The organism is Streptomyces sp. MJM8645 (genome assembly GCF_001625365.1).
Classification (GTDB): domain Bacteria; phylum Actinomycetota; class Actinomycetes; order Streptomycetales; family Streptomycetaceae; genus Kitasatospora.
Genome location: NZ_LJJF01000001.1, coordinates 3718161 through 3741152 on the forward strand (window position 1 = coordinate 3718161; position 22992 = coordinate 3741152).

General features: G+C 72.7%; 21 protein-coding genes and 1 riboswitch. Of the genes, 8 read left to right on the forward strand and 13 right to left on the reverse strand.

Annotation, left to right across the window (positions count from 1 at the left end; translation table 11 throughout):
- Positions 1–39: 39 nt before the first annotated feature.
- The 6 genes from A6F73_RS15925 to A6F73_RS15950 form a co-directional block, all read right to left on the reverse strand.
- A complete protein-coding gene (locus tag A6F73_RS15925) occupies positions 40–447 on the reverse strand; it encodes a type II toxin-antitoxin system VapC family toxin (protein ID WP_063348419.1) in 408 nt (135 codons plus the stop codon).
- Positions 444–674: a hypothetical protein gene (locus A6F73_RS15930; RefSeq protein WP_063348420.1), complete on the reverse strand. Its 231-nt coding sequence runs from the start codon at positions 672–674 to the stop codon at positions 444–446. The genes A6F73_RS15925 and A6F73_RS15930 overlap by 4 nt, the downstream gene beginning before the upstream one ends.
- 109 nt (positions 675–783) lie before the next feature.
- Complete coding sequence (gene thiC, locus A6F73_RS15935; protein ID WP_079135724.1) at positions 784–2661, reverse strand: phosphomethylpyrimidine synthase ThiC; 1878 nt, start codon at positions 2659–2661, stop codon at positions 784–786.
- A riboswitch (TPP riboswitch) is annotated at positions 2657–2791 on the reverse strand. Its footprint overlaps the gene before it by 5 nt.
- 139 nt (positions 2792–2930) lie before the next feature.
- Entirely contained in the window at positions 2931–3131 is a 201-nt protein-coding gene (locus A6F73_RS15940) for a DUF5326 family protein (RefSeq protein WP_063348421.1), read from the reverse strand.
- A 216-nt stretch (positions 3132–3347) separates the two neighbouring features.
- Positions 3348–4016: a thiaminase II gene (gene tenA / locus A6F73_RS15945; RefSeq protein ID WP_063348422.1), complete on the reverse strand. Its 669-nt coding sequence runs from the start codon at positions 4014–4016 to the stop codon at positions 3348–3350.
- A 66-nt stretch (positions 4017–4082) separates the two neighbouring features.
- Positions 4083–4400, reverse strand: a complete 318-nt coding sequence (locus tag A6F73_RS15950; RefSeq protein ID WP_063348423.1) for a cupin domain-containing protein — start codon at positions 4398–4400, stop codon at positions 4083–4085.
- Between the two features lie 153 nt (positions 4401–4553).
- On the opposite strand from A6F73_RS15950, the gene A6F73_RS15955 reads away from it, so the two are divergent.
- Positions 4554–4934, forward strand: a complete 381-nt coding sequence (locus tag A6F73_RS15955) for a phage holin family protein (RefSeq protein ID WP_063351244.1) — start codon at positions 4554–4556, stop codon at positions 4932–4934.
- A 136-nt stretch (positions 4935–5070) separates the two neighbouring features.
- Here the strand turns inward: A6F73_RS15955 and A6F73_RS15960 are convergent, their stop codons facing one another.
- A complete protein-coding gene (locus tag A6F73_RS15960) occupies positions 5071–5496 on the reverse strand; it encodes an SsgA family sporulation/cell division regulator (protein WP_063348424.1) in 426 nt (141 codons plus the stop codon).
- Positions 5497–5746: 250 nt separating this feature from the next.
- On the reverse strand, positions 5747–6622 hold the full coding sequence (locus A6F73_RS15965) for a helix-turn-helix domain-containing protein (protein ID WP_079136277.1): 876 nt from the start codon (positions 6620–6622) through the stop codon (positions 5747–5749).
- A 327-nt stretch (positions 6623–6949) separates the two neighbouring features.
- Between A6F73_RS15965 and A6F73_RS15970 the strand changes: the two genes are divergently transcribed.
- Positions 6950–7492 (forward strand): NUDIX domain-containing protein, encoded by a 543-nt coding sequence (locus A6F73_RS15970; protein ID WP_063348425.1) that lies wholly within the window; start codon positions 6950–6952, stop codon positions 7490–7492.
- A 24-nt stretch (positions 7493–7516) separates the two neighbouring features.
- On the opposite strand, the gene A6F73_RS15975 is transcribed toward A6F73_RS15970, so the two are convergent.
- From A6F73_RS15975 to pdhA, 4 genes are all read right to left on the reverse strand, one after another.
- The gene (locus tag A6F73_RS15975) at positions 7517–9196 is read right to left on the reverse strand and encodes a globin domain-containing protein (RefSeq protein ID WP_244293405.1); all 1680 of its coding nucleotides are present in this window, start codon (positions 9194–9196) and stop codon (positions 7517–7519) included.
- Between the two features lie 223 nt (positions 9197–9419).
- Positions 9420–10742, reverse strand: a complete 1323-nt coding sequence (locus tag A6F73_RS15980) for a dihydrolipoamide acetyltransferase family protein (protein ID WP_208869176.1) — start codon at positions 10740–10742, stop codon at positions 9420–9422.
- On the reverse strand, positions 10742–11746 hold the full coding sequence (locus A6F73_RS15985) for an alpha-ketoacid dehydrogenase subunit beta (protein ID WP_063348427.1): 1005 nt from the start codon (positions 11744–11746) through the stop codon (positions 10742–10744). The genes A6F73_RS15980 and A6F73_RS15985 overlap by 1 nt, the downstream gene beginning before the upstream one ends.
- Positions 11746–12885: a pyruvate dehydrogenase (acetyl-transferring) E1 component subunit alpha gene (pdhA, locus tag A6F73_RS15990; protein WP_063348428.1), complete on the reverse strand. Its 1140-nt coding sequence runs from the start codon at positions 12883–12885 to the stop codon at positions 11746–11748. Before pdhA ends, A6F73_RS15985 begins: the two co-directional genes overlap by 1 nt.
- Before the next feature lie 164 nt (positions 12886–13049).
- Here pdhA and A6F73_RS15995 point away from each other — a divergent pair, with 164 nt between their 5' ends.
- A complete protein-coding gene (locus tag A6F73_RS15995; RefSeq protein ID WP_063348429.1) occupies positions 13050–13496 on the forward strand; it encodes an Lrp/AsnC family transcriptional regulator in 447 nt (148 codons plus the stop codon).
- 29 nt (positions 13497–13525) lie between these two features.
- Here A6F73_RS15995 and A6F73_RS16000 read toward each other — a convergent pair whose 3' ends face one another.
- Positions 13526–14110: a TetR/AcrR family transcriptional regulator gene (locus A6F73_RS16000; protein ID WP_063348430.1), complete on the reverse strand. Its 585-nt coding sequence runs from the start codon at positions 14108–14110 to the stop codon at positions 13526–13528.
- A gap of 128 nt (positions 14111–14238) precedes the next feature.
- On the opposite strand from A6F73_RS16000, the gene A6F73_RS16005 reads away from it, so the two are divergent.
- From A6F73_RS16005 to A6F73_RS16025, 5 genes are all read left to right on the forward strand, one after another.
- Positions 14239–15507, forward strand: coding sequence for a glycosyltransferase family 39 protein (locus A6F73_RS16005; protein WP_063348431.1), 1269 nt, complete (start codon positions 14239–14241; stop codon positions 15505–15507).
- Between the two features lie 174 nt (positions 15508–15681).
- Complete coding sequence (gene paaN, locus A6F73_RS16010) at positions 15682–17382, forward strand: phenylacetic acid degradation protein PaaN (protein ID WP_063348432.1); 1701 nt, start codon at positions 15682–15684, stop codon at positions 17380–17382.
- Positions 17383–17538: 156 nt separating this feature from the next.
- The gene (locus A6F73_RS16015; RefSeq protein ID WP_063348433.1) at positions 17539–19026 is read left to right on the forward strand and encodes an FAD-dependent monooxygenase; all 1488 of its coding nucleotides are present in this window, start codon (positions 17539–17541) and stop codon (positions 19024–19026) included.
- A gap of 461 nt (positions 19027–19487) precedes the next feature.
- Positions 19488–21635 carry a protease pro-enzyme activation domain-containing protein gene (locus A6F73_RS16020; protein WP_063348434.1) on the forward strand — a complete coding sequence of 716 codons (2148 nt, stop codon included), beginning with the start codon at positions 19488–19490 and terminating at the stop codon, positions 21633–21635.
- 299 nt (positions 21636–21934) lie between these two features.
- Positions 21935–22948, forward strand: a complete 1014-nt coding sequence (locus A6F73_RS16025; protein WP_079135727.1) for a hypothetical protein — start codon at positions 21935–21937, stop codon at positions 22946–22948.
- The last annotated feature ends 44 nt before the right edge of the window (positions 22949–22992 follow it).

Genomic DNA, 22992 nt, shown 5'->3' on the forward strand with positions numbered 1-22992 from the left:
CCGCACCGACGAAGGCACCGCTGAGGCGCGCTGCTCCGGCTAGGGGCCGATCGAGGCGAAGACCTCGATGTCGCACTTCGCCGCGCCGCTGCGCCTGATCCTCGCGTCACTGGTGATCAGCGGTGCGCCGAGGGCCTCCGCCAGGGCGACGTACTGGGCGTCGTAGGCGCTGAGGTTGGCATGCAGCTTCTTCACCCTGTCCCAGAACGCCAGCGTCTCCCGCTTGGCGATGGGAAGGATCCGGTAGGCGGCGACCGCTCGTTCCACTTCCCGCTCGGTCAGCTTGCCGCCCCGCTGCATGCCGAGAAGGGCCGACTGGATCTCGTAGTCCAGGAGGGTGGGGGCGTAGACGTCCCCCGCTGCGGCCACCCGGCCCCGGACGAGTTCTCCGTCCGGGCCGTGCGCCGTGAGGACCAGGACCAGGGCGGAACAGTCGATGACGATCAACGCCCGGCTCGCCCCTCGTCGATGGCCGCGACGACGTCGGCGGCACTGACGCGGGCGGTGGTCTCGCGGTCCAGCCGCGCCATCATCTCCGCCATCGTGGGCCTGGACGTCTCCCTGGCGATCAGGTCCTGCATGAACGCCTGCAGCGACTGGCCGGCCTGGGCGGCGCGGACCTTCAGAGTCTGGATCTGGTCGTCCGGGACGTCCCGGATGGTGAGCGCTGTCATGTCTGCATTCTAGCGCCGATGACTGCACAATGCAGATATCCAAGCCCGGGCTGTTCGACCGCCGAGCCCTCCCCCGCATCCGGGGGAGGGCTCGCCGTGCGCGGCAGCCTCAGTCGGCGAGGGGCAGGTACACCCGGTTGCCCTGGGCGGCGAACTCGGCGGACTTCTCCGCCATGCCCGCCAGGGCCTCTGCGTCGAACTCGGTCTCCACGGCGCTGGAACCGTCGCCGTGCTCGGCGCGGATCTTCTGACTGATCTTCATCGAGCAGAACTTCGGGCCGCACATGGAGCAGAAGTGGGCCGTCTTGGCGGGTTCGGCGGGGAGGGTCTCGTCGTGGAAGGCGCGGGCGGTCTCCGGGTCGAGGGCCAGGTTGAACTGGTCCTCCCAGCGGAACTCGAAGCGGGCGTCGGAGAGGGCGTCGTCCCAGTCCTGGGCGCCGGGGTGGCCCTTGGCGAGGTCGGCGGCGTGGGCGGCGATCTTGTAGGTGATCACGCCGGTCTTGACGTCGTCGCGGTTGGGCAGGCCCAGGTGCTCCTTGGGCGTGACGTAGCAGAGCATCGCGGTGCCCCACCAGGCGATCATCGCGGCGCCGATGCCCGAGGTGATGTGGTCGTAGCCGGGGGCGACGTCGGTGGTGAGCGGGCCGAGGGTGTAGAACGGCGCCTCGTCGCAGATCTCCTTCTGGAGATCCATGTTCTCCTTGATCTTGTGCATCGGGACGTGGCCCGGGCCTTCGATCATCACCTGGACGTCGCGCTCGCGGGCGATCCGGCCGAGTTCGCCGAGGGTCTGCAGTTCGGCGAACTGCGCCTCGTCGTTGGCGTCCGCGATGGAGCCGGGGCGCAGGCCGTCGCCGAGCGAGAAGGTGACGTCGTAGCGCGCGAGGATGTCGCAGAGCTCCTCGAAGTTGCTGTAGAGGAAGTTCTCCTGGTGGTGCGCCAGGCACCAGGCGGCCATGATCGAGCCGCCGCGCGAGACGATGCCGGTCTTGCGCCGGGCGGTCAGCGGGACGTACCGGAGCAGGACGCCGGCGTGGACGGTCATGTAGTCGACGCCCTGCTCGCACTGCTCGATGACGGTGTCCCGGTACACCTCCCAGCTCAGGTCCTCGGCCTTGCCGTCGACCTTCTCCAGGGCCTGGTAGAGCGGCACGGTGCCGATCGGCACGGGGGAGTTGCGCAGGATCCACTCGCGGGTGGTGTGGATGTTGCGGCCGGTGGAGAGGTCCATGACGGTGTCGGCGCCCCAACGGGTGGCCCAGGTCATCTTCTCCACCTCCTCCTCGATCGAGGAGGTGACGGCGGAGTTGCCGATGTTGGCGTTGATCTTCACCAGGAAGTTGGTGCCGATGATCGCCGGCTCCACCTCGGGGTGGTTCACGTTGACCGGGATGACGGCCCGGCCGCGGGCCACCTCGGCCCGCACGTACTCGGGGGCGAGGCCCTCGCGCAGCGCCACGAACTCCATCTCGGGGGTGACCACGCCCCGCTTGGCGTAGGCGAGTTGGGTGACGGCGGCACCGCCGCGGCCGCGCAGGGGGCGGCGCGGGCGGCCCGGGAAGACGGCGTCCAGGTTGCGCAGGTTCCCGCCGCGCGGCGAGGTGTGCTTGATCCCGTCGTCCTCGGGGCGGGCCTCGCGGCCGTCGTACTCCTCGACGTCGCCGCGCAGGCGGATCCAGGCGTCGCGCAGGGCGGGCAGGCCGCGCCGCACGTCGGGTTCGTAGGCCTGGTCGGTGTACGGGCCGGAGGTGTCGTACAGCGGGACGGTCCTGCCGTTGGTGAGCTGCACCTCGCGGTACGGGACCCGCAGGTCGGGCCGGGACCCTTCGCGGTAGGCCTTGCGCCAGGCCGGGGTGGGGTAGCCGGTACCGGCGCTGGTGACGGTGGCGGTGGCGGTGGCGGCCTCGCCGGCCTCGCTGCCGCCGGCCTCGGTGCCGCTGTTCCCGGTGCTGCGGGCAGGCTGCGGCTGTGCTTCGAACGTGGTCATCTGACCTCAAACTCCCTACGCCGGCATTACCCGGTCAGGTTCCTGCGGTCGACGCAGCCGTCGGTCCGTCCGTCGACGTTCCGGTCAGCGCCCTCTCAGCCCGGTGCTCCGAGCTCCCGCGTCGGCAGGCGGTGTTGCCTGCACATGACGCCCAACACCGTAGCGAGCCGATCGCCGCAGGTCCAGCACGCCTCCGGCCGGCCGGACGCCGCGCCGGGAACGCCGAAGGCCCGGCCCCCCGTCCAGGGAGCCGGGCCTCGGGCGGTTGCTCAGCCCTTGGCGGCCTTCTTCACCAGGACCACCACGGCGGCGGCGATGCCGGCGACGACCAGCACCTTGATCATGATGCTCAGCAGGGCGCCGACGACACCGAAGACGAATCCCACGATGTTCCAGAGCAGCACCAGGACCAGCACCGGGATGACGATGTTCCGCACCCAGGAGGGCAGCGACTTCCAGAGCTCAGCCATGACCGTTCCTTCTCTCCCCGTGGGGTCGGCTGCCGTCCGGTGCCGCATCCCGCTTGCTTTCGGTACTTCGATCGTACGGGGACACGAGTGCCGGAACGAGGCCCGATGGCCCGGAGAGAACCCCTAGATCACCCCGACCCGGGGCCCCGGGGAGACCCGGGTACGGGCCTCGGGGACGACCCCCGGGAAGGGCGCCGCACCCCCTGCGACCAGCGGTCAGACCGGCCAGCGCTCGCCGCGCCAGGCGGCGTCCCAGAACATCCACTCGTAGCGCGAGGTGGTCGTGAAGTGCTCGACGACCCGGCGCCGTTCGGCCGGGGAGATCTCCTCGCCGAGGCGGTCGGTGAGCGCCAGCACCCGGCGGACGACGGACTGGAACGCCTCGTCGCCGTAGGTGGCGATCCACTTGGCGTACAGCGGGTCGGGGGAGCCCTGGGCGAGCAGCGCCTCGCCGACCCGGGCGTAGATCCAGTAGCAGGGCAGCACCGCGCCGACGGCCTCGGCGAAGGAGCCGCCGTAGACGGTGGCCAGCAGGTAGCTGGTGTAGGCCCGGGTGGTGGGCAGCACCGGTTCGGCGGCGGCCTGCTCGGCGCTGCCGCCGAAGGCGGTCAGGAACTCGGCGTGCATGCCCTGTTCGGCGGCCAGCGCGCCGACCGCGTCGTCGGCGAAGGCCCGCACGTCCTCCTCGCCGGGCGCCTTGGCGGCGCAGACGGCGAGCGCGCGGGCGTAGTCGCGCAGGTAGTGCGAGTCCTGGACGACGAAGTGGCGGAAGGCCGCACGCGGCAGGGTGCCGTCGGTGAGGCCGCCGATGAAGGGGTGGGCGAGGATCTCGGCGTACACCGGCTCGATGGCCGCCCAGAGTTCTTCCGTCAGGCTCTTGCTCATGCCCAGGACCCTAGACGGTCTGCCCCAAGCCGGTCTCCGGTCGGCCCCCGGCAGGTCCGCAGACGGTCAGCCCTCGGGCGGGGAGAACACCACCAGGACCCGCAGCTCCTCGGTGACGTGGTGGAAGCGGTGCTCGGTGCCGGCCGGGACGTAGACGACGGTGCCGCGCCCGACCGTGGCGGTCTCGGCGCCGACGGTCAGTTCGGCGCGGCCGCTGATCACCTGGTAGATCTCGTCCTGGTCGTGCGCGGTCTGCGGGTCGGTGTCGCCGGGGGAGAGCGCGTAGAGCCCGGCGGACATCCGCGGTTCGCGCAGGAAGCGCAGGTACGCGCCGTCGTTCGCCGCGCGTTCGACGTCCAGTTCGTCCAACCGGAACAGCTTCACCGCTGCTCCCCTCCTTCGTCCATCCACCGTGCGGGCCACGGGCATTCAACACCACGGGCGCCGGACCGGGGGCGCCAAGATGTCCGGCGGGAGCGCCAACATGTCCGAGGAGAGCTTCCCCCGGGGCGGCGGGGCCTGCCAGGCTTGGGCGTCATGAAGGGTTTCCTCATCAAGACAGTGATCAACGCGGTGGCCATCTGGGTCGCCGCCTGGATCGTCAACGGTATCCAACTCGCGAGCGGCAAGGCCGACCTGGGACACAAGGCCCTGACGGTGGTCGCCGTCGCCGTGGTCTTCGGCCTGGTCAACTTCCTGATCAAGCCGCTGGTCAAGCTGTTCTCGTTCCCGCTGTTCATCCTCACCCTGGGGCTGATCACCTTCGTGATCAACGCCCTGATGCTGTGGCTGACCTCCTGGGCCGCGGGCAAGCTGCACCTGGACTTCAACGTCACGGGCTTCGTGCCGGCGCTGCTCGGCTCGCTGATCATCAGCCTGGTCTCGTGGGGGCTGCACCTGGCCCTGGACGACGACTGACCTCGGCCGTGGCCGGGCACCGACTGGCCGAACCCGACCTGGCCGGTCACCGACCGGCCGAACACGAGAGGGGCCCGCGCCCGGGTGGTTCACCCGGCGCGGGCCCCTTCGTCGGTGGCGGCGGCGCGGCCACCGCTCACCCCGCATTCTCACATCCCCGGAGGATGTCCGCGAGCTGGGCGTCGAGTTCCTGCCCGGTGATCTCCTGGCCCATCGGCACCAGCCGGTCGGTGCGCGCCAGGAAGGCGACCAGCGGCGGCGCCGAGGCCCGCAGCAGGGCGTCCCCCTCGGGGGAGTGCAGCACGATGCAGACCTCGGTGAGCTCCTCGCCGACCGGGTGGATGTGCACGTCGCCCTCGCCGGAGGGCCGGCTGATGCCGTCGAGCAGCAGCTCGCGCGCGAACACCCAGGTGACGGGTTCGTCGCCGGGCAGGTGGAAGGTGAACCGGACGGCGTACGGGTCGTCGGGCTCGTACGCCAGGTCCACCACGATGCGGAAGGAGAGCTCGTGCGAGACCACGAGGTTCATCACCAGGTGTCCCTGGACTGTGCTGTGCTGCATGGCGCCAGTACCTCTCGTGGGGCGTGGGGGGGCGGCCGGGTGGGCCGTGGGGTGGAGGGCGGTGGGCTTCGGATGCGGGGGGCTTCGGGCGTGGGGCCGGGATCGTCAATTGCTGGGCTTGGGGCGGTTTCTGACGGTTTTGTGCAACCAATCCCTGTTAGATCACCATCGTCCACGTTTGGGGACGTAGTGGACAAGGTGTGCTTTTTCAAATGGTGAACGGACGGGATCCGTACCGGCGCGAGGAGCGTCAGAGGACGAACGACGGGCCCATCGCGCCCACGCTGCGCCGCAGTTGGCCGGCGACGACGGTCAGCCGGTCGGCCTGTTCGACCGGCAGCGACAGGGCCATGGTGGCGACCATCGGCCCGACGGTGATGGGGACGGCCGCGCAGACGGTGCCGAGCGCGTACTCCTGACGTTCCAGGACGGGCATGGTCGGCCGCAGCGAGGCGAGCCGGCGCAGGACGGCGGCCTCGCCGGTGACGGTGGAGGGGGTGAGCCCGACCGGCGGGTGGCGGGCGAGGTGGTCACGGCGCTCCTCCTCGGACAGTTGGCCGAGCAGGCACTGGCCGATGGCGTGCGCGTGGCCGGTGGCGCGGAGGTCGGCCCAGGGCTGGACGGCGGGGCGACCGGGGTCGTCGGCGACGTCCACCACGTGGATCTCGCCGTCCCGGTAGAGCGCGAAGTAGACCGGGGCCCCGAGTTCGTCCCGTAACCGCTGCATCCGCGCGCGCAGGTCGTGCCGGTCGGACTGCCGGTCGTCGGCCCGGCCTATGCCGTTGACCGACTCCCCGTAGAAGAACCGGCCGTCGGAGCGCCGGAGGTAGCCCTCGTGGGTGAGGGTGCGCAGCAGGTGGTAGGCGGTGCCGAGCGGCAGTCCGGCGGCGCGGGCCAGTTGCTTGGCGGTGGCGCCCTGCCGGAATCCCCCGACGGCCTCCAGCAGCCGCAGCGCCCGCTGGACGGAGCCGATCAGGGTGGGGCCGCGGCCCTTGCCCGGAGAGGTCGACGGCGAGGAGGACGGTGAGGTGGGCGTCGGCGGGCTGCCGGGCGGCGAGGTGGGCGTCGGCGACCTGGCGACGCGCCCGGTGCGGACCGTCCTGGACGGCTCTGCGATCTGATCCATGGCCACGTCCATCCCCCAGCCCGAGTCAATGCACAGAAAGGGCATCCGGAGCGAAGCCCTCCGATCTGCCCGATAGTGGCTCATTGCAGCACAGGGATGACCTCCCTGCAATCACTCTTACAGCGATCACTCGGCAAAATCCTTCGATTCGAAGGTAAATATCAGAATCGATCGACATTTGGAAGATCAGTTCAAGATTCACCTTCGCTATCCAAGATCTATCCGCAGTTACTCCCCGCCCCCGAACGGACGCACCGGTTCGGGCGGGTTTCGGCCGGACCGTCCCGCGGGAGACTCCCGCACAACGCTCCAGCCCCGGAGGTCGCCATGGGCCCCGACAACCGAACCCCGCCGCCCCGCCCGGTGGTGAAGCGCACCGCGCGGGCGATCCTGCTGGAGCTCGACCCGGACGACCCGTACGGCCCGGCCTCGATCGTGCTGATCCGGCGGGTCCGGCCCGGCTCGCCCCAGCCGTACTGGATCACTCCCGGCGGCGGAGTCGAACGCGGCGACCGCACCGTGGTCGAGGCGCTGCACCGCGAGGTGGACGAGGAACTCGGCGGCAAGATCGTCGACGTGGTGCCCGCCTTCGTCGACACCATCAGCCACACGCACCATGACGACGGCACCCTGCTCCACCCGCACGGGGTCAAGGTGCAGCACTTCTTCGCCTGCCGGCTCGCCTCGATGGACCTCAGCCGGCGGCACGGCCCCGAGGTGGACGAGCCCAACGGCGAGTACCAGGTGGTCCGGCTGCCGTTCACCCGCGAGGGGGTGACCTCCGTCAACGTCGTCCCGCCCCGGCTGCGGGCGTACCTGGCGGCCAACATCGAGGGCGTCCGTGCGCTGCTCGCCCCGGACCTCGGCTGACCGACCGATCACCCCGCCGCCCGCTCACCCCGCCGCGAGGTCGCCCACCAGGTCGTGCCGGATCCGCTCGGCCGGCACGCCCGAGCGCAGCAGCACCCCGACGCCCCGGCGGACCATCGCGGGCGGCCCGCTGAGGAACGCCTCCCGCCCGGCCCACGGCCCGAACCGCCCTACCACCTCGGGGAGTTCGCCGGTCAGCGCACCCTCGGCCGGCCCGGCGCCGGAGAGCACCGGCCGCACCGTGAGCCACGGCAGCCGCCGGGCCAACTCGTCCAGCCCGTCCAGCTCGTACAGGTCGGCGGCGCGGCGGGCCCCGTAGAACACGTCGACGGCGCCGACCGGCGTGCCGCGCTCGGCCACCTCCTCGACCAGCGCGCGGATCGGCGCGATGCCGGTGCCGCCGCCGAGGCAGAGCAGGTCCGCGCCGGCGACGTGGTCGGCGGTCATCGTGCCGGCCGCCGGGCCCAGCCGCAGGACGTCCCCGGGCGCGGCCCGGTGGACGAGCGCGTTGCTCACCCAGCCCGCCTGGACGGCCTTCACGTGGAAGGTCAGCAGCCCGTCCGGCCGGGGGGCCGAGGCGAACGAGAAGTGCCGCCAGACCCGCGGCCACCAGGGCGTCTCCAGACTGGTGTACTGCCCGGCCCGGTACGGGTACGCCTGGTCCGGCCGGACGGTGATCACCGCGACGTCCCGGGTGCGGCGCTCGTGCCGGACCACCTCGCCCTGCCACCAGGGCGGCGAGGTGCGGGCGGCGTCCTCGGCGGCCTCGATCATGATCGAGGAGACCAGCCGGTAGACCCGGCGCCAGGCCAGCTCGGTCTCGGCGTCCCACCGGCTGCCCGCGTACCTGGCCAGCGCCTGCACCAGGCACTCGCCCACCGGGCCGTAGTGGCCGGTCAGCGTGCCGTACCGGCGGTGGCCGCGGCCGAGCGCGCCGAGGTAGACGCGCAGGCCGGCCGGGTCGTCGGCGCTGCGGGCGGCGGCCAGCAGCGCACGGAACAGGCGGTCCCGCTGGACGTCCATGGCGGCGGGGAAGAGCGCCCGGACCTCGGGGTGGTGCAGGAAGATCAGCGCGTAGAAGTGCGCGGTGGCGCGGTCGGCGACCGGCTCGACGACCGCCAGGCTGGCCCGGATCAGCTCCACGTCCCGTACGGTGAGCGGCTGTTCGACGGCGGAGGCGCCGCGGCCGGGGGCGCCGCGGTCGGGGGCGGGCAGCGGGGCCGACAGTTGGGTCGGCCGGCCCTCGGCGGGCTCCTGCGCGACCCAGGCCCTGGTCCAACTGTCGCCGGGTCCAGCCCAGTTGAGGCCGGGAGCATCGGCGAACAGCGGCCGGAACGCGGGGGCGGCAGGCGGCTCGGCAGGCGGCTCCGGGTAGCCGGGCGCGGGGACGGCCGGCGGCTGCACCGGCGGGGCGGGCACCCACGGGAGGGCGGGCACCGCCGGGAGGACGGCCGTCGGCACCTCGGCCGGGATCTGCGGCGGGAGGTCCGGCGGGTCCAGCGGCATCGGCGGCCGTTCGGGCCCCGCCCCGGCCGCCCTCGCGGCTGCCATCCCGGCCGCCATCCCGGCCGCCGTCACCTCGGCCGTCACGTGTGCCGTCGGGTCCGCCGCCGCGTCCGCCGGGAGCTCCGGCAGGCCCGGGACGGAGGCGGCGCCCGCCGAGCCGTACCCGGTGCGGACCAGAAGTGTTCTGCGGGACTTCACCGCAACGTTTCGAGTACCCAAGAGAATCGTTTCGCCTCCGGCCGCCCTGCGCCACCACCTGGCTTGTCTCTGCTGGCGCCTAGGCAGCGTGGCACGCCCGAACTGCTCATCCGACAAATCACGCGAAGCCCGGACACCCGGGCCCGGGACGCGCTACTCTCCCTCGATTCACGCCCCGTCGCCCTGGGTGCGGAGCACGCCACCCAGGGCGACCGAGCCGTGCTCAGAGCTGCCGCAGCAGCGTCCCCGGCCGCTCCACGCAGTCCGCGACGAACCGCAGGAAGCCGCCCGCCGTCCCGCCGTCGCAGACCCGGTGGTCGAAGGTGAACGACAGCTGCACGACCTCGCGCACCGCCAACTCCCCCTCGTGCACCCAGGGTTTGGCGACGATCCGGCCGACCCCGAGCATCGCCGCCTCGGGGTGGTTCAGGATCGGGGTGGAGCCGTCCACGCCGAACACCCCGTAGTTGTTCAACGTGAAGGTGCCGCCGGTCAGTTCGGCCGGCGTGAGCGAGCCGTCGCGCGCCGCCTCGGTCAACCGGCCCAGCTCCTCGCCGAGTTGCTCGGTGGTGCGGGCGTGGGCGTCCCGCACCACCGGGACGACCAGGCCCCGCTCGCCCTGCGCGGCGAAGCCCAGGTGCACCACCGAGTGCCGGATGATGCCCGAACCATCCTCCGTCATACTGGAGTTGAGCTCCGGGAAGCGGGCCAGCGCGACCGTGCAGATCCGGGCGAGCAGCGCCAGCACGCTCACCTTCGGGCCCGGGGCGGCATTCAACTGCCGCCGCAGCAGCATCAGTTCGGTGGCATCGGTGTCCACCCAGCAGGTCACGGCGGGGATCTCCCGGTGGCTGCGGCTGAGCTTCTCGGCCACCGCCTTGCGCAGCCCGCGCAGCGGGACGACGCCCTCCCGCGCAACCGGCGCCGGAGCCGTCGGCGCCGTCGGGGCCGCCGCCTTCACCGCGACCGCCCGTTCGACGTCCGCGCGCATGATCAGCCCGTCCGGGCCGCTGCCGGAGAGCGCGGCCAGGTCGACCCCCTGTTCCCGGGCCAGCCGCCGCACCAGCGGCGAGATCACCGGCACCACGCCCGGAACGGTCCGCACCACCAGCGCGGGAGCAGCAACAACAACCGGAACAGCAACAGGAACGACAGCAGGAACAGCACCCCCCACCCGGCGCCGCCGCCCGCCCTTCCCCGGCTCGGCGACCCCGTACCCGACCAGCGGCCGCTCCACCTCCGCCGCCGCCTCGGCCAGCATCCCGGCCGCCGCCTCGACCAGCAGCGAGGCCCCGTCCGCCGGAGCCACCGCGACCGTCACCAGCGGCGCGCCCACGGCGATCTCCTCGCCCTCCCCGCCGTACCGGGCGGTGACCACCCCGCCGTACGGGCAGGGCACCTCCACCACGGCCTTGGCGGTCTCCACCTCCACCACCGGCTGGTCGACCGCGATCACCTCGCCGACCTCGACCAGCCACCGCACCACCTCGGCCCCGGTGAGTCCCTCACCGAGGTCGGGCAGCCGGAACTCGCGCACGACGGGCATCATCCTCGGTCCTCCCACTGCAGCCGGGCGACCGCGTCCAGGATCCGGTCCACCCCGGGCAGGTGGTGGTGCTCCAGCATCGGCGGCGGGTACGGGATGTCGAAGCCGGTCACCCGCAGCACGGGCGCGGCCAGGTGGTGGAAGCAGCGCTCGGTGACCCGGGCGGCGATCTCCGCGCCGGTGCCGCCGAAGCCGCTCGCCTCGTGCACCACCACGGCCCGGCCGAGCGAGCGCACCACCCGACAGACCGTCTCGTCGTCGAACGGCACCAGGGTGCGCAGGTCCAGCACCGCGAGGTCCCAGCCCTCGGCCTTCGCCGTCTCGGCCGCCTCCAGGCAGACCGGCAGCGAGGGCCCGTAGGTGATCAGCACGGCGGAGGTGCCGGGCCGCCGCAGCACGGCCCGGCCGATCGGCTCGACCGGCGCGGCCGGGTCGAACCCGTCCTTGCCCCAGTAGAGCCGCTTGGGCTCCAGGAAGACCACCGGGTCGTCGGAGGCGATCGAGGCCCGCAGCAGCCCGTACGCGTCGGCGACCGTCGCCGGGGTGACCACGTGCAGGCCGGGGGTGGCCGCGTAGTACGCCTCGGAGGCGTCGCTGTGGTGCTCGACGCCGCCGATGCCGCCGCCGTACGGGATGCGGACGGTGATCGGCAGCGGGAGCCGGCCGGCCGTGCGGTTGCGCATCTTGGCGACGTGCGAGAACAGCTGCTCCAACGCCGGGTAGGCGAAGGCGTCGAACTGCATCTCGACGACCGGGCGCAGCCCGTACATCGCCATGCCGATCGCGGTGCCGAGGATGCCGGCCTCGGCCAGCGGGGTGTCCAGGCAGCGGTCGGGGCCGAACTCGGCGGTCAGCCCGTCGGTGATCCGGAAGACGCCGCCGAGCGCGCCGACGTCCTCGCCGAGCACGTGCACCGCCGGGTCCTCGCGCAGGGCGTCGCGCAGCGCCGCGTTGAGCGCCTGCGCCATGGTCGCCGTACGGGTCGGTGTGGCCGTCTGGTTCATCAGTGCTGCACCTCGGCCTCGGCGGCCAGCTCGGCGGACAACTGGGCGGCCTGTTCCCGCAGTTGCGGGGTCGGCTCGGCGAAGACATGGGTGAACAGCGCCATCGGGTCCAGCTCGGGGTCGGCGTGGAACTCGGCCCGCATCCGGGCCGCCAGCGCCTCCGCCTCGTCGGCCGCCGACTGCACCAGCGCGTCGTCCAGGACGCCGAGTTCGCGCAGCGAGCGGTCCATCAGCAGGATCGGGTCGTACTCCCGCCAGGCGGCCACCTCCGGATCGGTGCGGTAGCGGGTGGCGTCGTCGGCGTTGGTGTGCGCCTCGACCCGGTAGGTGAGCGCCTCGACCAGGGTCGGGCCGCCGCCGGTCCTGGCCCGCTCGACCGCCTCGGTCAGGACGCCGTGCACGGCGGGCGCGTCGTTGCCGTCCACCAGCCGGCCCGGCATGCCGTAGCCGACGGCCTTGTGGGCGAGGGTGGGCGCGGCGGACTGCGCGCTGAGCGGGACGGATATCGCGTAGCCGTTGTTCTGCACCAGGAAGACCACCGGTGCCTGGAGCACCGCGGCGAAGTTCAGCGCCTCGTGGAAGTCGCCCTCGCTGGTGCCGCCGTCACCGAGCATGGCCAGTGCGACCACCGGCTCGCCGGCCAGCCGGGCGGCGTGCGCCAGCCCGACGGCGTGCGGGGCCTGGGTGGCGAGCGGGGTGCAGAGCGGGGCGGTGCGGGTGGCGCGCGGGTCGTAGCCGGTGTGGGCGGTGCCGCGCAGCAGGGTCAGCGCCTCCAGCGGGTCGACGCCCCGGGAGACCACCGCGAGGGTGTCGCGGTAGCTGGGGAACAGCCAGTCGGCCTCGCCGAGCACCAGCGCGGCGGCGACCTGGCAGGCCTCCTGGCCGGTGGACGCCGGGTAGACGGCCAGCCGGCCCTGCTTGGTCAGGGTGGTGGCCTGCTGGTTGAAGCGGCGGCCGACCACCAGGCGGCGGTACAGCTCGCGCAGCAGTGCGGGGTCGTACTTCTCCAGCGCGGGGGTGCCGAGCACCCGGACCGGTGAGGCGTCCGGGAGCAGGGGGGCCGGGTCGGTCCGCGGGGCGGTGGCCCCGGGGGTCCAGCCGGGCACCGCCGTGTGGTGTCTGTGGTCGAGAACGGTCATCTCGGGGCACCTCCTGGGGTGGCGGGGGCTCCCTACCGATTGTTCGGTCGTCTGTTCATCTTGACCAGAAGCGTGACAAGGTGGTGGACATTCGGCCTGAGCGGCGGTCGACTGGTGGCAGTGTGTCCAATCGGCGAGGGTGGGGGGTCATGTCGGCTGAACAGATGTCCAGACTCGACCGGGTCGACCGTTCGATCCTGCGGCTGCTGCAGCAGGACGGCCGCGCCTCGATCCGCTCGGTGGCCGAGCGGGTGCACGTGTCCCGGGCGAACGCCTACGCCCGGATCTCCAGGATGGTCGAGGACGGCATCATTCGCGGCTTCACCGCCCGCGTCGACCACGAACGGGCAGGTCAGGGCGCGTCCGCGTACATCACCCTGAAGATCGTCCAGAACTCCTGGCGTACGGTCCGGGAGCAGCTGCTGCAGCTCCCCGGGGTCGCCCACATCGCCCTGGTCGGCGGAGACTTCGACGTCCTGCTGCTGGTGCACACCGCGGACAACCACGCGCTGCGGGAGCTGGTGCTGGGCAGCATCCAGTCCATCCCCCAGGTGCTCGGCACCCGGACCATGCTGATCTTCGAGGAGACCGACCAAGTCCCCCCGGACTGACGGCCGGGCCACCGGCCGGCCGGTGGCGGCTACCGCGCGCGCAGCCCGTCGAAGGCCAGGTGGACGACCGCGTCCGCGACGCCGTCGGTGCCCTTGAGGCCCGGCCGGTACCACTCCACGATCGAGTTGATCATCCCGAACAGCAGCCGGGTGGCCAGCCGCGGCTCGACGTCCGCGCGCAGCGCACCGTCCGCGACCGCCGCCCGCAGCAGCTCGGCGACCTGGTGGTCGAACTCCCGGCGCCGCTCCAGCGCCCACTGCTCGGTCACCGTGTTCCCGCGCACCCGCAGCAGCAGCGTCACGTACGGCAGTTCCGCGAGCAGCACCTCGGCGGTGCGGCGCACCACGTGCTCCAGCCGCTCCACCGCCGGGCCCCGCACCGCCGCCGGCTCGGCCAGGATCGCGAACAGCCCGTCCAGCGCCCGCCCGACGGCCAGCCGCAGCAGCTCCTCCTTGCCGCGGACGTGGTGGTAGATGGACGACTTGGAGATCCCGGCCGCCCGGGACAGGTCCTCCATCGAGGTGCCGTCGTAGCCGCGCTCGTTGAACACGTCGACGGTCACCGCGAGCAGTGACTCCACGGTGTAGGCGGTACGCGTGCTGTGATCGGCCATCCTCCGAGTATCCCCGGCCGCCCCGCGCCGTACGCGATCGGGTCGGTTGGTCCACACCAGGCCCCGATGCGCAGGCCCTAGACTCGGCGGACGATCGTCCACGTCCAGCAGGGTGGGGTCCAGTCCGAATGAACGCAATACCGGCCGTCGCCTCCGACGTGCCCGAGCAGCGCAGCGATGATCCGGGGGGCGTGCCCGGCAGCGGCTGGCGGGAAGGCGCCCGCGCCCTGGTAGTCCGGTTCGGGCCGGCGGTGTGGTGCTACGCGGTGCTGAAGCTGATCGGCTTCACCGTCTTCATGAAGCTGCTCTCCTTCTCCGGCGACTACCTCAAGAAGCCGGCCCGGTTCGGCGGCGGCGCCAACCCCTGGGACGTGCTGGCCACCTGGGACGGCTGGTGGTACCAGCAGGTGGCCCAGTTCGGCTACCACCCGGCGCTGGTCACGATCCCCAACGGCCCGGTCGGCTTCTCCGTCGAGCAGAACTCCGCCGCGTTCTTCCCGCTCTACCCGGGCCTGATGCGGATGACCTCGGACGTCACCGGCCTCGGCCTGTACGGCGCCGGGATGCTGGTGTCGGTGGTGGCCTCGCTGTTCGCCGCCGCCGGGATCTACGCCGTGGTGGACCGGATGGCCGGCCCCAAGGCGGGCGTGATCGCGGCCGGGATCTGGGCGATCGCCCCGGGCTCGGGCGCCGAGTGGGCGGTCTACTCGGACTCCACCTTCGTCGCGCTGGCCGCCTGGGCCTGCTACTGCGTGATGACCAAGCAGTGGGTCGCCGCCGGGGTGATCACCCTGGTCACCGGGCTCAACCGGCCGACCGCCGCGGCACTGATCGGCGCGGTCGGCCTGGCCGCGCTGGTGGAGCTGTACCGGCGGGAGAGCGGCGTCCTGCGCCCGCTGACCGCGATGCTGCTGGCCCCGGTCGGCCTGCTCGGCTACGTGGCCTGGGTGGGCTGGCGGATGGGCGAGTGGGGCGGCTACTTCCGGCTCCAGCACGACGCCTGGCTGCACTACTTCGACTGGGGCCAGGGCACCTGGCACGCGATCCGCGGCGTGCTGCTGGGCCGCAACGACTACCCGTTCGCGTTCCCGGTGCCGGACCTCTTCGCCACCCTGATCGTGCTCACCCTGCCGGTGCTGATCGTGCTGCTGATCCGGCTGCGCCCGCCGCTGGTGCTGACCGCCTACACGCTGGCCACGATCGTCTCGGTGCTGGGGAGCCTCGGCATCTTCGGCAACGTCTCGCGCTACCTGCTGCCGGCGTTCCCGCTGCTGATCGCGCTCGCGGTGGCGATGCGCAAGCTCAGCTGGCCGGTGCTGGCCGCGGTGCTGGGGTTCGGCGCGGTCGCCTCCGGCTGGTACGCGGGGTACGTCATCTTCGAGCTGGGCGTGCCGTAGGCCCTGCCCGGCACCGGCCCACGGGGGCGCGTCCACCACGGACGCGCCCCCGCGCGTTTTCCGGACACCACCCCCGTGCGTTTTCCCGGATTCCGTCCCCTGCACCCTCTTGAGCCGACCGATCGTTCGGTTACCCTGTGACGTGTCCCGTCCTCCCTCCTGAGGAGCGCACAGATGTCCGCAGCGGTCACCCACCCCCTCGTCGGCGAGCTGGTCGAGCGCCACCAGGCCACCCTGGACGCCGCCCTCGACGCCGCCGCCAAGCGCGACTACTGGTCGCCCTACCCCGAGTTCCCGAAGGCGTACGGCGAGAGCGGCCCGGCGGACGGCAAGGCCGCCTTCGACGCCCTGCTCGGCAAGCCGTTCACCCTCGACGGCCACCCCGCCGACGGCGACCTGGTCGGCGGCGAAGCCTCCCCGTACGGCATCGAGCTGGGCATCGGCTACCCGCACGCCGAGCCGGACGCGCTGATCGCCGCGCTGAGCGCCGCCCGGCCCGACTGGGCCGCCGCCACCCCGCTGGAGCGCGCCGCCGTCTGCCTGGAGATCCTGCACCGGATCAACGCCCGCTCCCACGAGTTCGGCCAGGCCGTCATGCACACCACCGGCCAGGCCTACGGCATGGCCTTCCAGGCCGGCGGCCCGCACGCCCAGGACCGCGGCCTGGAGGCGGTCACCTACGCCTACGCCGAGCAGACCCGGCTGCCCCGCCGGGCCGGCTGGACCAAGCCCCAGGGCAAGCGCGAACCGCTGGTGATGACCAAGGAGTTCACCGTCGTCCCGCGCGGCCTCGCACTGCTGGTCGGCTGCAACACCTTCCCCACCTGGAACGGCTACCCCGGCCTGTTCGCCTCGCTGGCCACCGGCAACCCGGTGCTGGTCAAGCCGCACCCGCGCGCCGTGCTGCCGCTCGCGCTGACCGTCCGGACCGCCCGCGAGGTGCTCGCCGAGGCCGGCTACGACCCCAACCTGGTCTGCCTGGCCGTCGAGCACGAGGGCGGCACCGTCGCCCAGACCCTCGCCGTCCGCCCCGAGATCCGGCTGATCGACTACACCGGCTCCACCGCCTTCGGCGACTGGCTGGAGGAGCACGCCAAGCAGGCCGAGGTGTACACCGAGAAGGCCGGCGTCAACGCGGTCGTCATCGACTCCACCGACGACTACAAGGGCATGCTCGGCAACCTGGCCTTCGCCCTCTCGCTCTACAGCGGCCAGATGTGCACCACCCCGCAGAACCTGCTGATCCCGCGCGGCGGCATCGCCACCGACCAGGGCGACAAGTCCTACGACCAGGTCGTCGCCGACCTCGCCGCCGCCATCGACGGCCTGCTCTCCGACGACGCCCGCGCCGCCGCCATCCTCGGCGCCGTGGTCAACCCGGGCGTGCTGCAGCGCTCGGCCGCCGCGGCCGGCGGCGAGTACGGCGAGCTCGCCCTCGCCCCGCGCGCGGTGACCTCGCCGGACTTCCCCGGAGCGACCGTCCGCACCCCCGCGCTGGTCAAGCTGGACGCCGACAAGCCGGACGACCGCGCGGTCTTCCGCACCGAGTGCTTCGGCCCGGTCTCCTTCGCCGTCGCCGTCGAGTCCACCCCCGCCGCCGTCGAACTGCTGCGCACCACCGTCCGCGACAAGGGCGCCATGACCGCCTCCGGCTACACCACCTCGCCCGAGGTGGAGGGCCTGCTGGTGGCGGCCGCGCTCGACGCCGGCGTCTCGCTCTCGCTCAACCTGACCGGCGGCGTCTACCCCAACCAGACCGCCGCCTTCTCCGACCTGCACGGCACCGGTGCCAACCCGGCCGCCAACTCGGCCTACTGCGACGGCGCGTTCGTCGCCAACCGGTTCCGTACCGTGGAGGTCCGCCGGCACGGCTGAGCGCCGTCCCGGCCCCGTCCGATCCGCTCCGGGCCCCGGCGGTCACCCACCGCCGGGGCCCGGCGGTTCACAGCTCCCCGCGGGCCCTGGATGATGGAGTCTGGGAGAACGCCGGACACGGCGTCCAACCGCCCTCCGAACACCGGGAGCTGACACATGACCGCGAAGCCGACGACCGCCACCGACATCCTGATCGTCGGTGCCGGACCGACCGGACTGCTACTGGCCGGCGATCTCGCCGCGGCCGGGGTCGGCGTCACCGTCCTGGAGAAGCGCGGCGCCGAGTCCAACCTGACCCGGGCCTTCGCCGTGCACGCCCGCAGCCTGGAGCTCCTGGACGCCCGCGGCCTCGCCGACGACCTCATCGCCACCGGCCGCCCGGTCACCGGCCTGAGGATGTTCGACCGCTTCGGCATCGACCTGAGCTCGCTGCCCACCCGCTTCCCGTTCGTCCTGATCACGCCGCAGTACCACGTCGAACGGCTGCTCCAGGAGCGCGCCGAGCAGGCCGGCGCGACCATCCTGCGCGGCGCCGAGGTCACCGCCCTGCGCCAGGACGCCGAGGGCGTCACCCTGGAGACCCGCGACGGGAACACCTTCACCGCCCGGTACGCGGTCGGCACCGACGGCGTCCGCTCCACCGTGCGCGACCTGCTCGGCATCCCGTTCCCCGGCGAGTCCGTGGTCGACTCGGTGATGCTCGCCGACGTCCGGCTGGAGCGCGAGCCCGCCGACACCATCACCGTCGGCGCCAACGAGACCGGCTTCTCCTTCCTCGCCCCCTTCGGCGACGGCTGGTACCGGCTGATCGCCTGGGACCGCAAGGAGCGGCAGCCGGACGGCACCACCCCCTCCCCGGAGCGCCTCGCCGCCATCGCCCGGACCACCCTCGGCGAGGACTACGGCCTGCACGACGTCCGCTGGAGCTCCACCTTCCACAGCGACGAGCGCCAGGCCCCCAACTACCGCTCCGGCCGGTTCTTCCTGGCCGGCGACGCCGCGCACTGCCACTCCCCGGCCGGCGGCCAGGGCATGAACACCGGCCTCCAGGACGCCGCCAACCTGTCCTGGAAGCTCGCCGCCGCCCTCCAGGGCCGCGCCACCGACGCCCTGCTCGACACCTACCAGAGCGAACGGCACCCGGTCGGCCGGACGGTGCTGCGCACCTCCGGCGCGCTGATCCGGCTCGCCCTCGCCGAGTCCGCCCCCACCCGCGCACTGCGCGGGGCGCTCACCACGCTCGGCGGCCACCTCGACCTGGTCACCGAGCGCGGCGCCCGGATGGTCTCCGGCATCGACATCTCCTACCCGGCCCCGAAGGACGCCCACCCGCAGGTCGGCAAGCGCGTCCCGGACCTGCGGCTGACGGCGCTGCGCAAGCCCGTCGAGGGCGCCCCGGCCGCCCCCGAGCGGCTCTACGAGGCGCTGCGCGAGGGGAAGTTCGTCCTGGTCAGCAACGACGAGCTGGCCGCCGCCGAACCCTGGGCGGACCGCATGGTCACCGCCGCCCCGGCCGACCCGCACGGCAAGCTGCGCGACACCGTCCTGCTGATCCGCCCGGACGGCTACGCCGCCTGGGGCGCCGTCGACCCCGGCCAGGGCGAGCTCCGCACCGCCCTCACCGCCTGGCTCGGCACCCCCTGACCCCCGCCGGCGGGTGCGCGGCCTCCCCGCGCACCCGCCCCGGCCCGCCGTCAGGGCTTCCAGGCCCACCGTCAGACCCTCCCGGCCCCCTCCGTCGGCCCCTCCCGGCCCGACGTCAGAGCAGCTGCCGGGCCGCGCCTTTCACATAGTCCCGCGCCGCCCGCGCCCGATTTCCGCGCGTCGTCATTCGGCCCACGCCAGCCGTGCTTCCCGCCCGGCCCCACCCGATTCCACGTCCGTCCCTTCCGCCCCCCACCGGTAGTGACCGGTTCCGGAATCCGGGCCATTCACTGTATGGAATCCCCGCATTCCGGGTGTCCACAGTTGACTGTTTTTTAGCAACGAATTGCTTGACCATGAGCCACTTTGCCCACTGGTTCTGTCATGTTCTAGCCAGCGTTTTCGACTCCGGAACGCTCTGGCCCCTTGCCGGCCCCCACAGCCGGCCAGAGGAGGATCCGTTGCGCCCCCGCTCCCTTGCCCTCGCCGCGGCGATAGCCGTGCTGCCGCTGACCGCCGTCTCGCTCGGTGTCTCCACCGCGCAGGCCGCCCCCGCTCCCCGTGTCGCGCTCCCGAACACCGTCAACCCGGCGGTGGCCCACTCGGAGAAGAAGGGCGACGTCCCGGCCGAGCAGCAGATCTCGGTGGCCGTCAGCCTGAAGCTGCGTGACACCGCCGCCCTGGAGCACTTCCTCACCGCGGTCGCCACCCCCGGCACCCCCGAGTTCGGCAAGTACCTGACGCCGGAGCAGTTCACCGCCCGGTTCGGGCCGACCCAGGCCGCCGTCGACCAGGTCAAGACCTACCTGGCCGCCCAGGGCCTGACCGTCACCGAGGTGAGCGCCAACCGCCAGGTGGTCAGCGCCCACGGCACCAACGCGCAGATCTCGCAGGCCTTCGGCACCCACGAGAGCTCCTACGTCGACCCGCAGCTGCAGCGCGCCTTCTTCGCCAACGACGCCGCCGCCTCCGTCCCGGCCGACCTGGCCGACGTGGTCCAGGGCGTGAGCGGCCTGGACAACCACGCGGTCCGCAAGAACCGCCTGGCCAAGCCGAACTCGGTCACCCCGCACACCGCCTCCTCGACCCCGAGCGGCTTCGGCCCGTCGCAGTACGACGGCGCCTACAACCTGAACAAGACCGGCGCCGACGGCACCGGCACGACGGTCGCCCTCTGGGAGTTCGACGGCTACTCGTCCTCCAACCTGACCACCTACGACTCGCAGTACGGCCTGTCCGGCCCGGCCGTCTCCACGGTCTCGGTGGACGGCGCCAACTACGACTCCGCCCCCGGCCAGGGCCAGGGCGAGGTCGAGCTGGACAGCGAGATCGTCCGCGGCGCGGCGCCGAAGGCGACCCAGCTGGTCTACGAGGCGCCCAACAGCGACCAGGGCGAGATCGACATGGCCAACAAGATCGTGGCCGACAACCAGGTCTCGGTCATCTCGATCTCGTGGGGCTCCTGCGAGCCGGACACCACCGCCGCCTCGATGACGGCCGTGGACAACGCCTTCAAGCAGGCCGCCGCCCAGGGCATCTCGATCTTCTCCGCCTCCGGTGACGACGGCTCCCGCGACTGCACCCGCTCCACCAGCGGCTCGTCGGTCAAGGCGGTCGACTTCCCGGCGTCCAGCCCGCACCAGACCGGCGTCGGCGGCACCAACCTCCAGGTGTCCGGCACCTCGTACTCCTCGGAGAGCGCCTGGAGCAGCGCCGGCGGCGGCGTCTCCACCGTGTTCGGCAAGCCGACCTGGCAGACCGGCACCGGCACCGGCAGCGGCACCATGCGCACCGTCCCGGACGTCTCCTCCAACGCCGACCCGGCGAGCGGCTTCGCGATCTACACGGCCGGCTCCTGGCAGGTCTACGGCGGCACCAGCGCGGCGGCGCCGCTGTGGGCCGGCTACGCGGCCCAGTTCAACCAGAAGGCCAAGGCGGCCGGCCAGCCGGTGCTGGGCGAGGCGAGCCCGAAGCTGTACGCGGTCGCGAACAGCAGCAACTACTCGGGTGCCTTCCACGACGTGACCAGCGGCTCCAACCAGGACTTCCCGGCCGGTACGGGCTACGACCAGGTCACCGGCTGGGGCACCCCGATCGCCGACGGCCTGACCACCGCCCTACTCGGCGGCGGCTCCACCACCCCGCCCGGCGGCTGCACCGCGGCCCAGCTGATCGGCAACGGCGGCTTCGAGACCGGCACCGCCGCCCCGTGGACCACCTCCAGCGGCGTGGTCGACAACAGCTCCTCGCAGGCGGCCCACTCGGGCAGCTGGAAGGCCTGGCTGGACGGCTACGGCAGCGCCCACACCGACACCCTGTCGCAGACCGTCTCGGTGCCGGCCGGCTGCAAGTCCGCCAGCCTCACCTTCTGGCTGCACATCGACACCGCGGAGACCGGCACCACCGCGTACGACAAGCTGACCGTCCAGGCCAACGGCACCACGCTGGCGACGTACTCCAACGTCAACGCCGCCGCCGGCTACGTGAAGCGCACCCTGGACCTCTCCTCCTTCGCCGGCAAGAGCGTGACCATCAAGTTCACCGGCACCGAGGACGGCTCCAACCAGACCAGCTTCGTGATCGACGACGTCGCGCTGAACGTCAACTGACCACCAGCGGGTAGCACCACCTGACCCCCGCCGGGGCGGCGCCGACAGGGCCCGCCCCGGCGGTGTGCGTCCGCCCGTCCCGGCGGGCGGCGCGGGCGGGCGGCGAGGGCGTGTGTTTCCGAACTGTTTCAAGATCACTAACCCTTCGGTTCACCTGCCGTGACCCCTGTCATACGCACGACTGATGACGTAGCCTCTCGACCGTGCATAGGGTTCCCCAAAGCTCGGTGAAGCCGTCGGCGGCGAGCCTCGGCGCCGGCCAGGCCCCTCCGAACTCACCTGGCGGGGAGGGTCACCGCATGGCCGCACAGCAGCCTCAGGACTCCGCGCGACTCCGGCTGGTCGGACTGCGCCCGGAGCGCCCCGGCCCGTCCGTACCCGCACCGCCTCCGGCACCCGCGCACGCCGGGCGGGCCACCGCCCCGGGCGGCTTCGCGGACACCCTGCACCTGGCCATCGAGGCCAGCGGCCTCAGCCTGGACAGGATCAGAGCCGCCCTCACCCAACGTGGCGTCAGAGTCAGTGTCACGACGCTGAGTTACTGGCGGCGCGGGCGCAGCCAGCCCGAACGGGCCAGCTCGCTGAGGGCCGTCCACCTGCTGGAGGAACTGCTCGGACTGCCGCACAGCGCGCTCACCTCGCTGCTCGGCCCGCCCCGCCCGCGCGGCCGCTGGGCCGCCGTCGCGAACACCTGCCACCTCGGCCTGGAGGACGTCTGGCCGGGCGAACGGCAGATCGCGGACATCTTCGCCGAGCTGGACGCCCCGCCGCAGGGCGAACTGGAGCGGCTGAGCATCCACGACTCGTACTACGTGGACGCCGAGCGGCGCGGCAACCTGCTGCGGATGCGCCAGGTGGTGCGCGCCACCGTCGGCGGCGTGGGCCGCTGCCTGGTCGTGCACAAGGCCGACGAGGAGGCGACCGGCTGCCCGGAGATCACCTCGGTGCGGCACGGCCGGCTGGGCCGGGTCCGGCGCCGCCCGGAGGCCGGCCTGACCGTCGGCGAGCTGATGCTGGACCGCCCGCTGGCGCTCGGCGACAGCACGGTCTTCGAGTACGAGGTGGAGATCCCGCCGGGCGGCCCGACGCTGGAGTACAGCCGCCGCTTCGCCACCCCGGTGCGCGAGTACGTGCTCCAGGTGCACTTCGACCCGGCGGCCGTCCCCGCACACTGCGAGCGCTACGACCGCGAGCCGGGCGCGGACGTCGACCACCGCCGCGAGCAGCTCTGGATCGGCGCCTCCGCGAGTGCCCACGTGCTCGCCCCGGACCAGCAGCCCGGACACATCGGCATCCGCTGGGAGTGGCAGTAGCCGCCCCCCGGCGTCCAGTCATCCCTGACATCCAGCCGCCCCCG

Bases quoted from the DNA above. Each gene is read 5' to 3' on its own strand.
- A6F73_RS15930 (WP_063348420.1), bottom strand. From the start codon at position 674: ATGACAGCGCTCACCATCCGGGACGTCCCGGACGACCAGATCCAGACT.
- thiC (WP_079135724.1), bottom strand. From the start codon at position 2,661: ATGACCACGTTCGAAGCACAGCCGCAGCCTGCCCGCAGCACCGGGAAC.
- A6F73_RS15940 (WP_063348421.1), bottom strand. From the start codon at position 3,131: ATGGCTGAGCTCTGGAAGTCGCTGCCCTCCTGGGTGCGGAACATCGTC.
- tenA (WP_063348422.1), bottom strand. From the start codon at position 4,016: ATGAGCAAGAGCCTGACGGAAGAACTCTGGGCGGCCATCGAGCCGGTG.
- A6F73_RS15955 (WP_063351244.1), top strand. From the start codon at position 4,554: ATGAAGGGTTTCCTCATCAAGACAGTGATCAACGCGGTGGCCATCTGG.
- A6F73_RS15960 (WP_063348424.1), bottom strand. From the start codon at position 5,496: ATGCAGCACAGCACAGTCCAGGGACACCTGGTGATGAACCTCGTGGTC.
- A6F73_RS15965 (WP_079136277.1), bottom strand. From the start codon at position 6,622: ATGGATCAGATCGCAGAGCCGTCCAGGACGGTCCGCACCGGGCGCGTC.
- A6F73_RS15970 (WP_063348425.1), top strand. From the start codon at position 6,950: ATGGGCCCCGACAACCGAACCCCGCCGCCCCGCCCGGTGGTGAAGCGC.
- A6F73_RS15980 (WP_208869176.1), bottom strand. From the start codon at position 10,742: ATGCCCGTCGTGCGCGAGTTCCGGCTGCCCGACCTCGGTGAGGGACTC.
- A6F73_RS15985 (WP_063348427.1), bottom strand. From the start codon at position 11,746: ATGAACCAGACGGCCACACCGACCCGTACGGCGACCATGGCGCAGGCG.
- pdhA (WP_063348428.1), bottom strand. From the start codon at position 12,885: ATGACCGTTCTCGACCACAGACACCACACGGCGGTGCCCGGCTGGACC.
- A6F73_RS15995 (WP_063348429.1), top strand. From the start codon at position 13,050: ATGTCCAGACTCGACCGGGTCGACCGTTCGATCCTGCGGCTGCTGCAG.
- A6F73_RS16000 (WP_063348430.1), bottom strand. From the start codon at position 14,110: ATGGCCGATCACAGCACGCGTACCGCCTACACCGTGGAGTCACTGCTC.
- A6F73_RS16005 (WP_063348431.1), top strand. From the start codon at position 14,239: ATGAACGCAATACCGGCCGTCGCCTCCGACGTGCCCGAGCAGCGCAGC.
- paaN (WP_063348432.1), top strand. From the start codon at position 15,682: ATGTCCGCAGCGGTCACCCACCCCCTCGTCGGCGAGCTGGTCGAGCGC.
- A6F73_RS16015 (WP_063348433.1), top strand. From the start codon at position 17,539: ATGACCGCGAAGCCGACGACCGCCACCGACATCCTGATCGTCGGTGCC.
- A6F73_RS16025 (WP_079135727.1), top strand. From the start codon at position 21,935: ATGGCCGCACAGCAGCCTCAGGACTCCGCGCGACTCCGGCTGGTCGGA.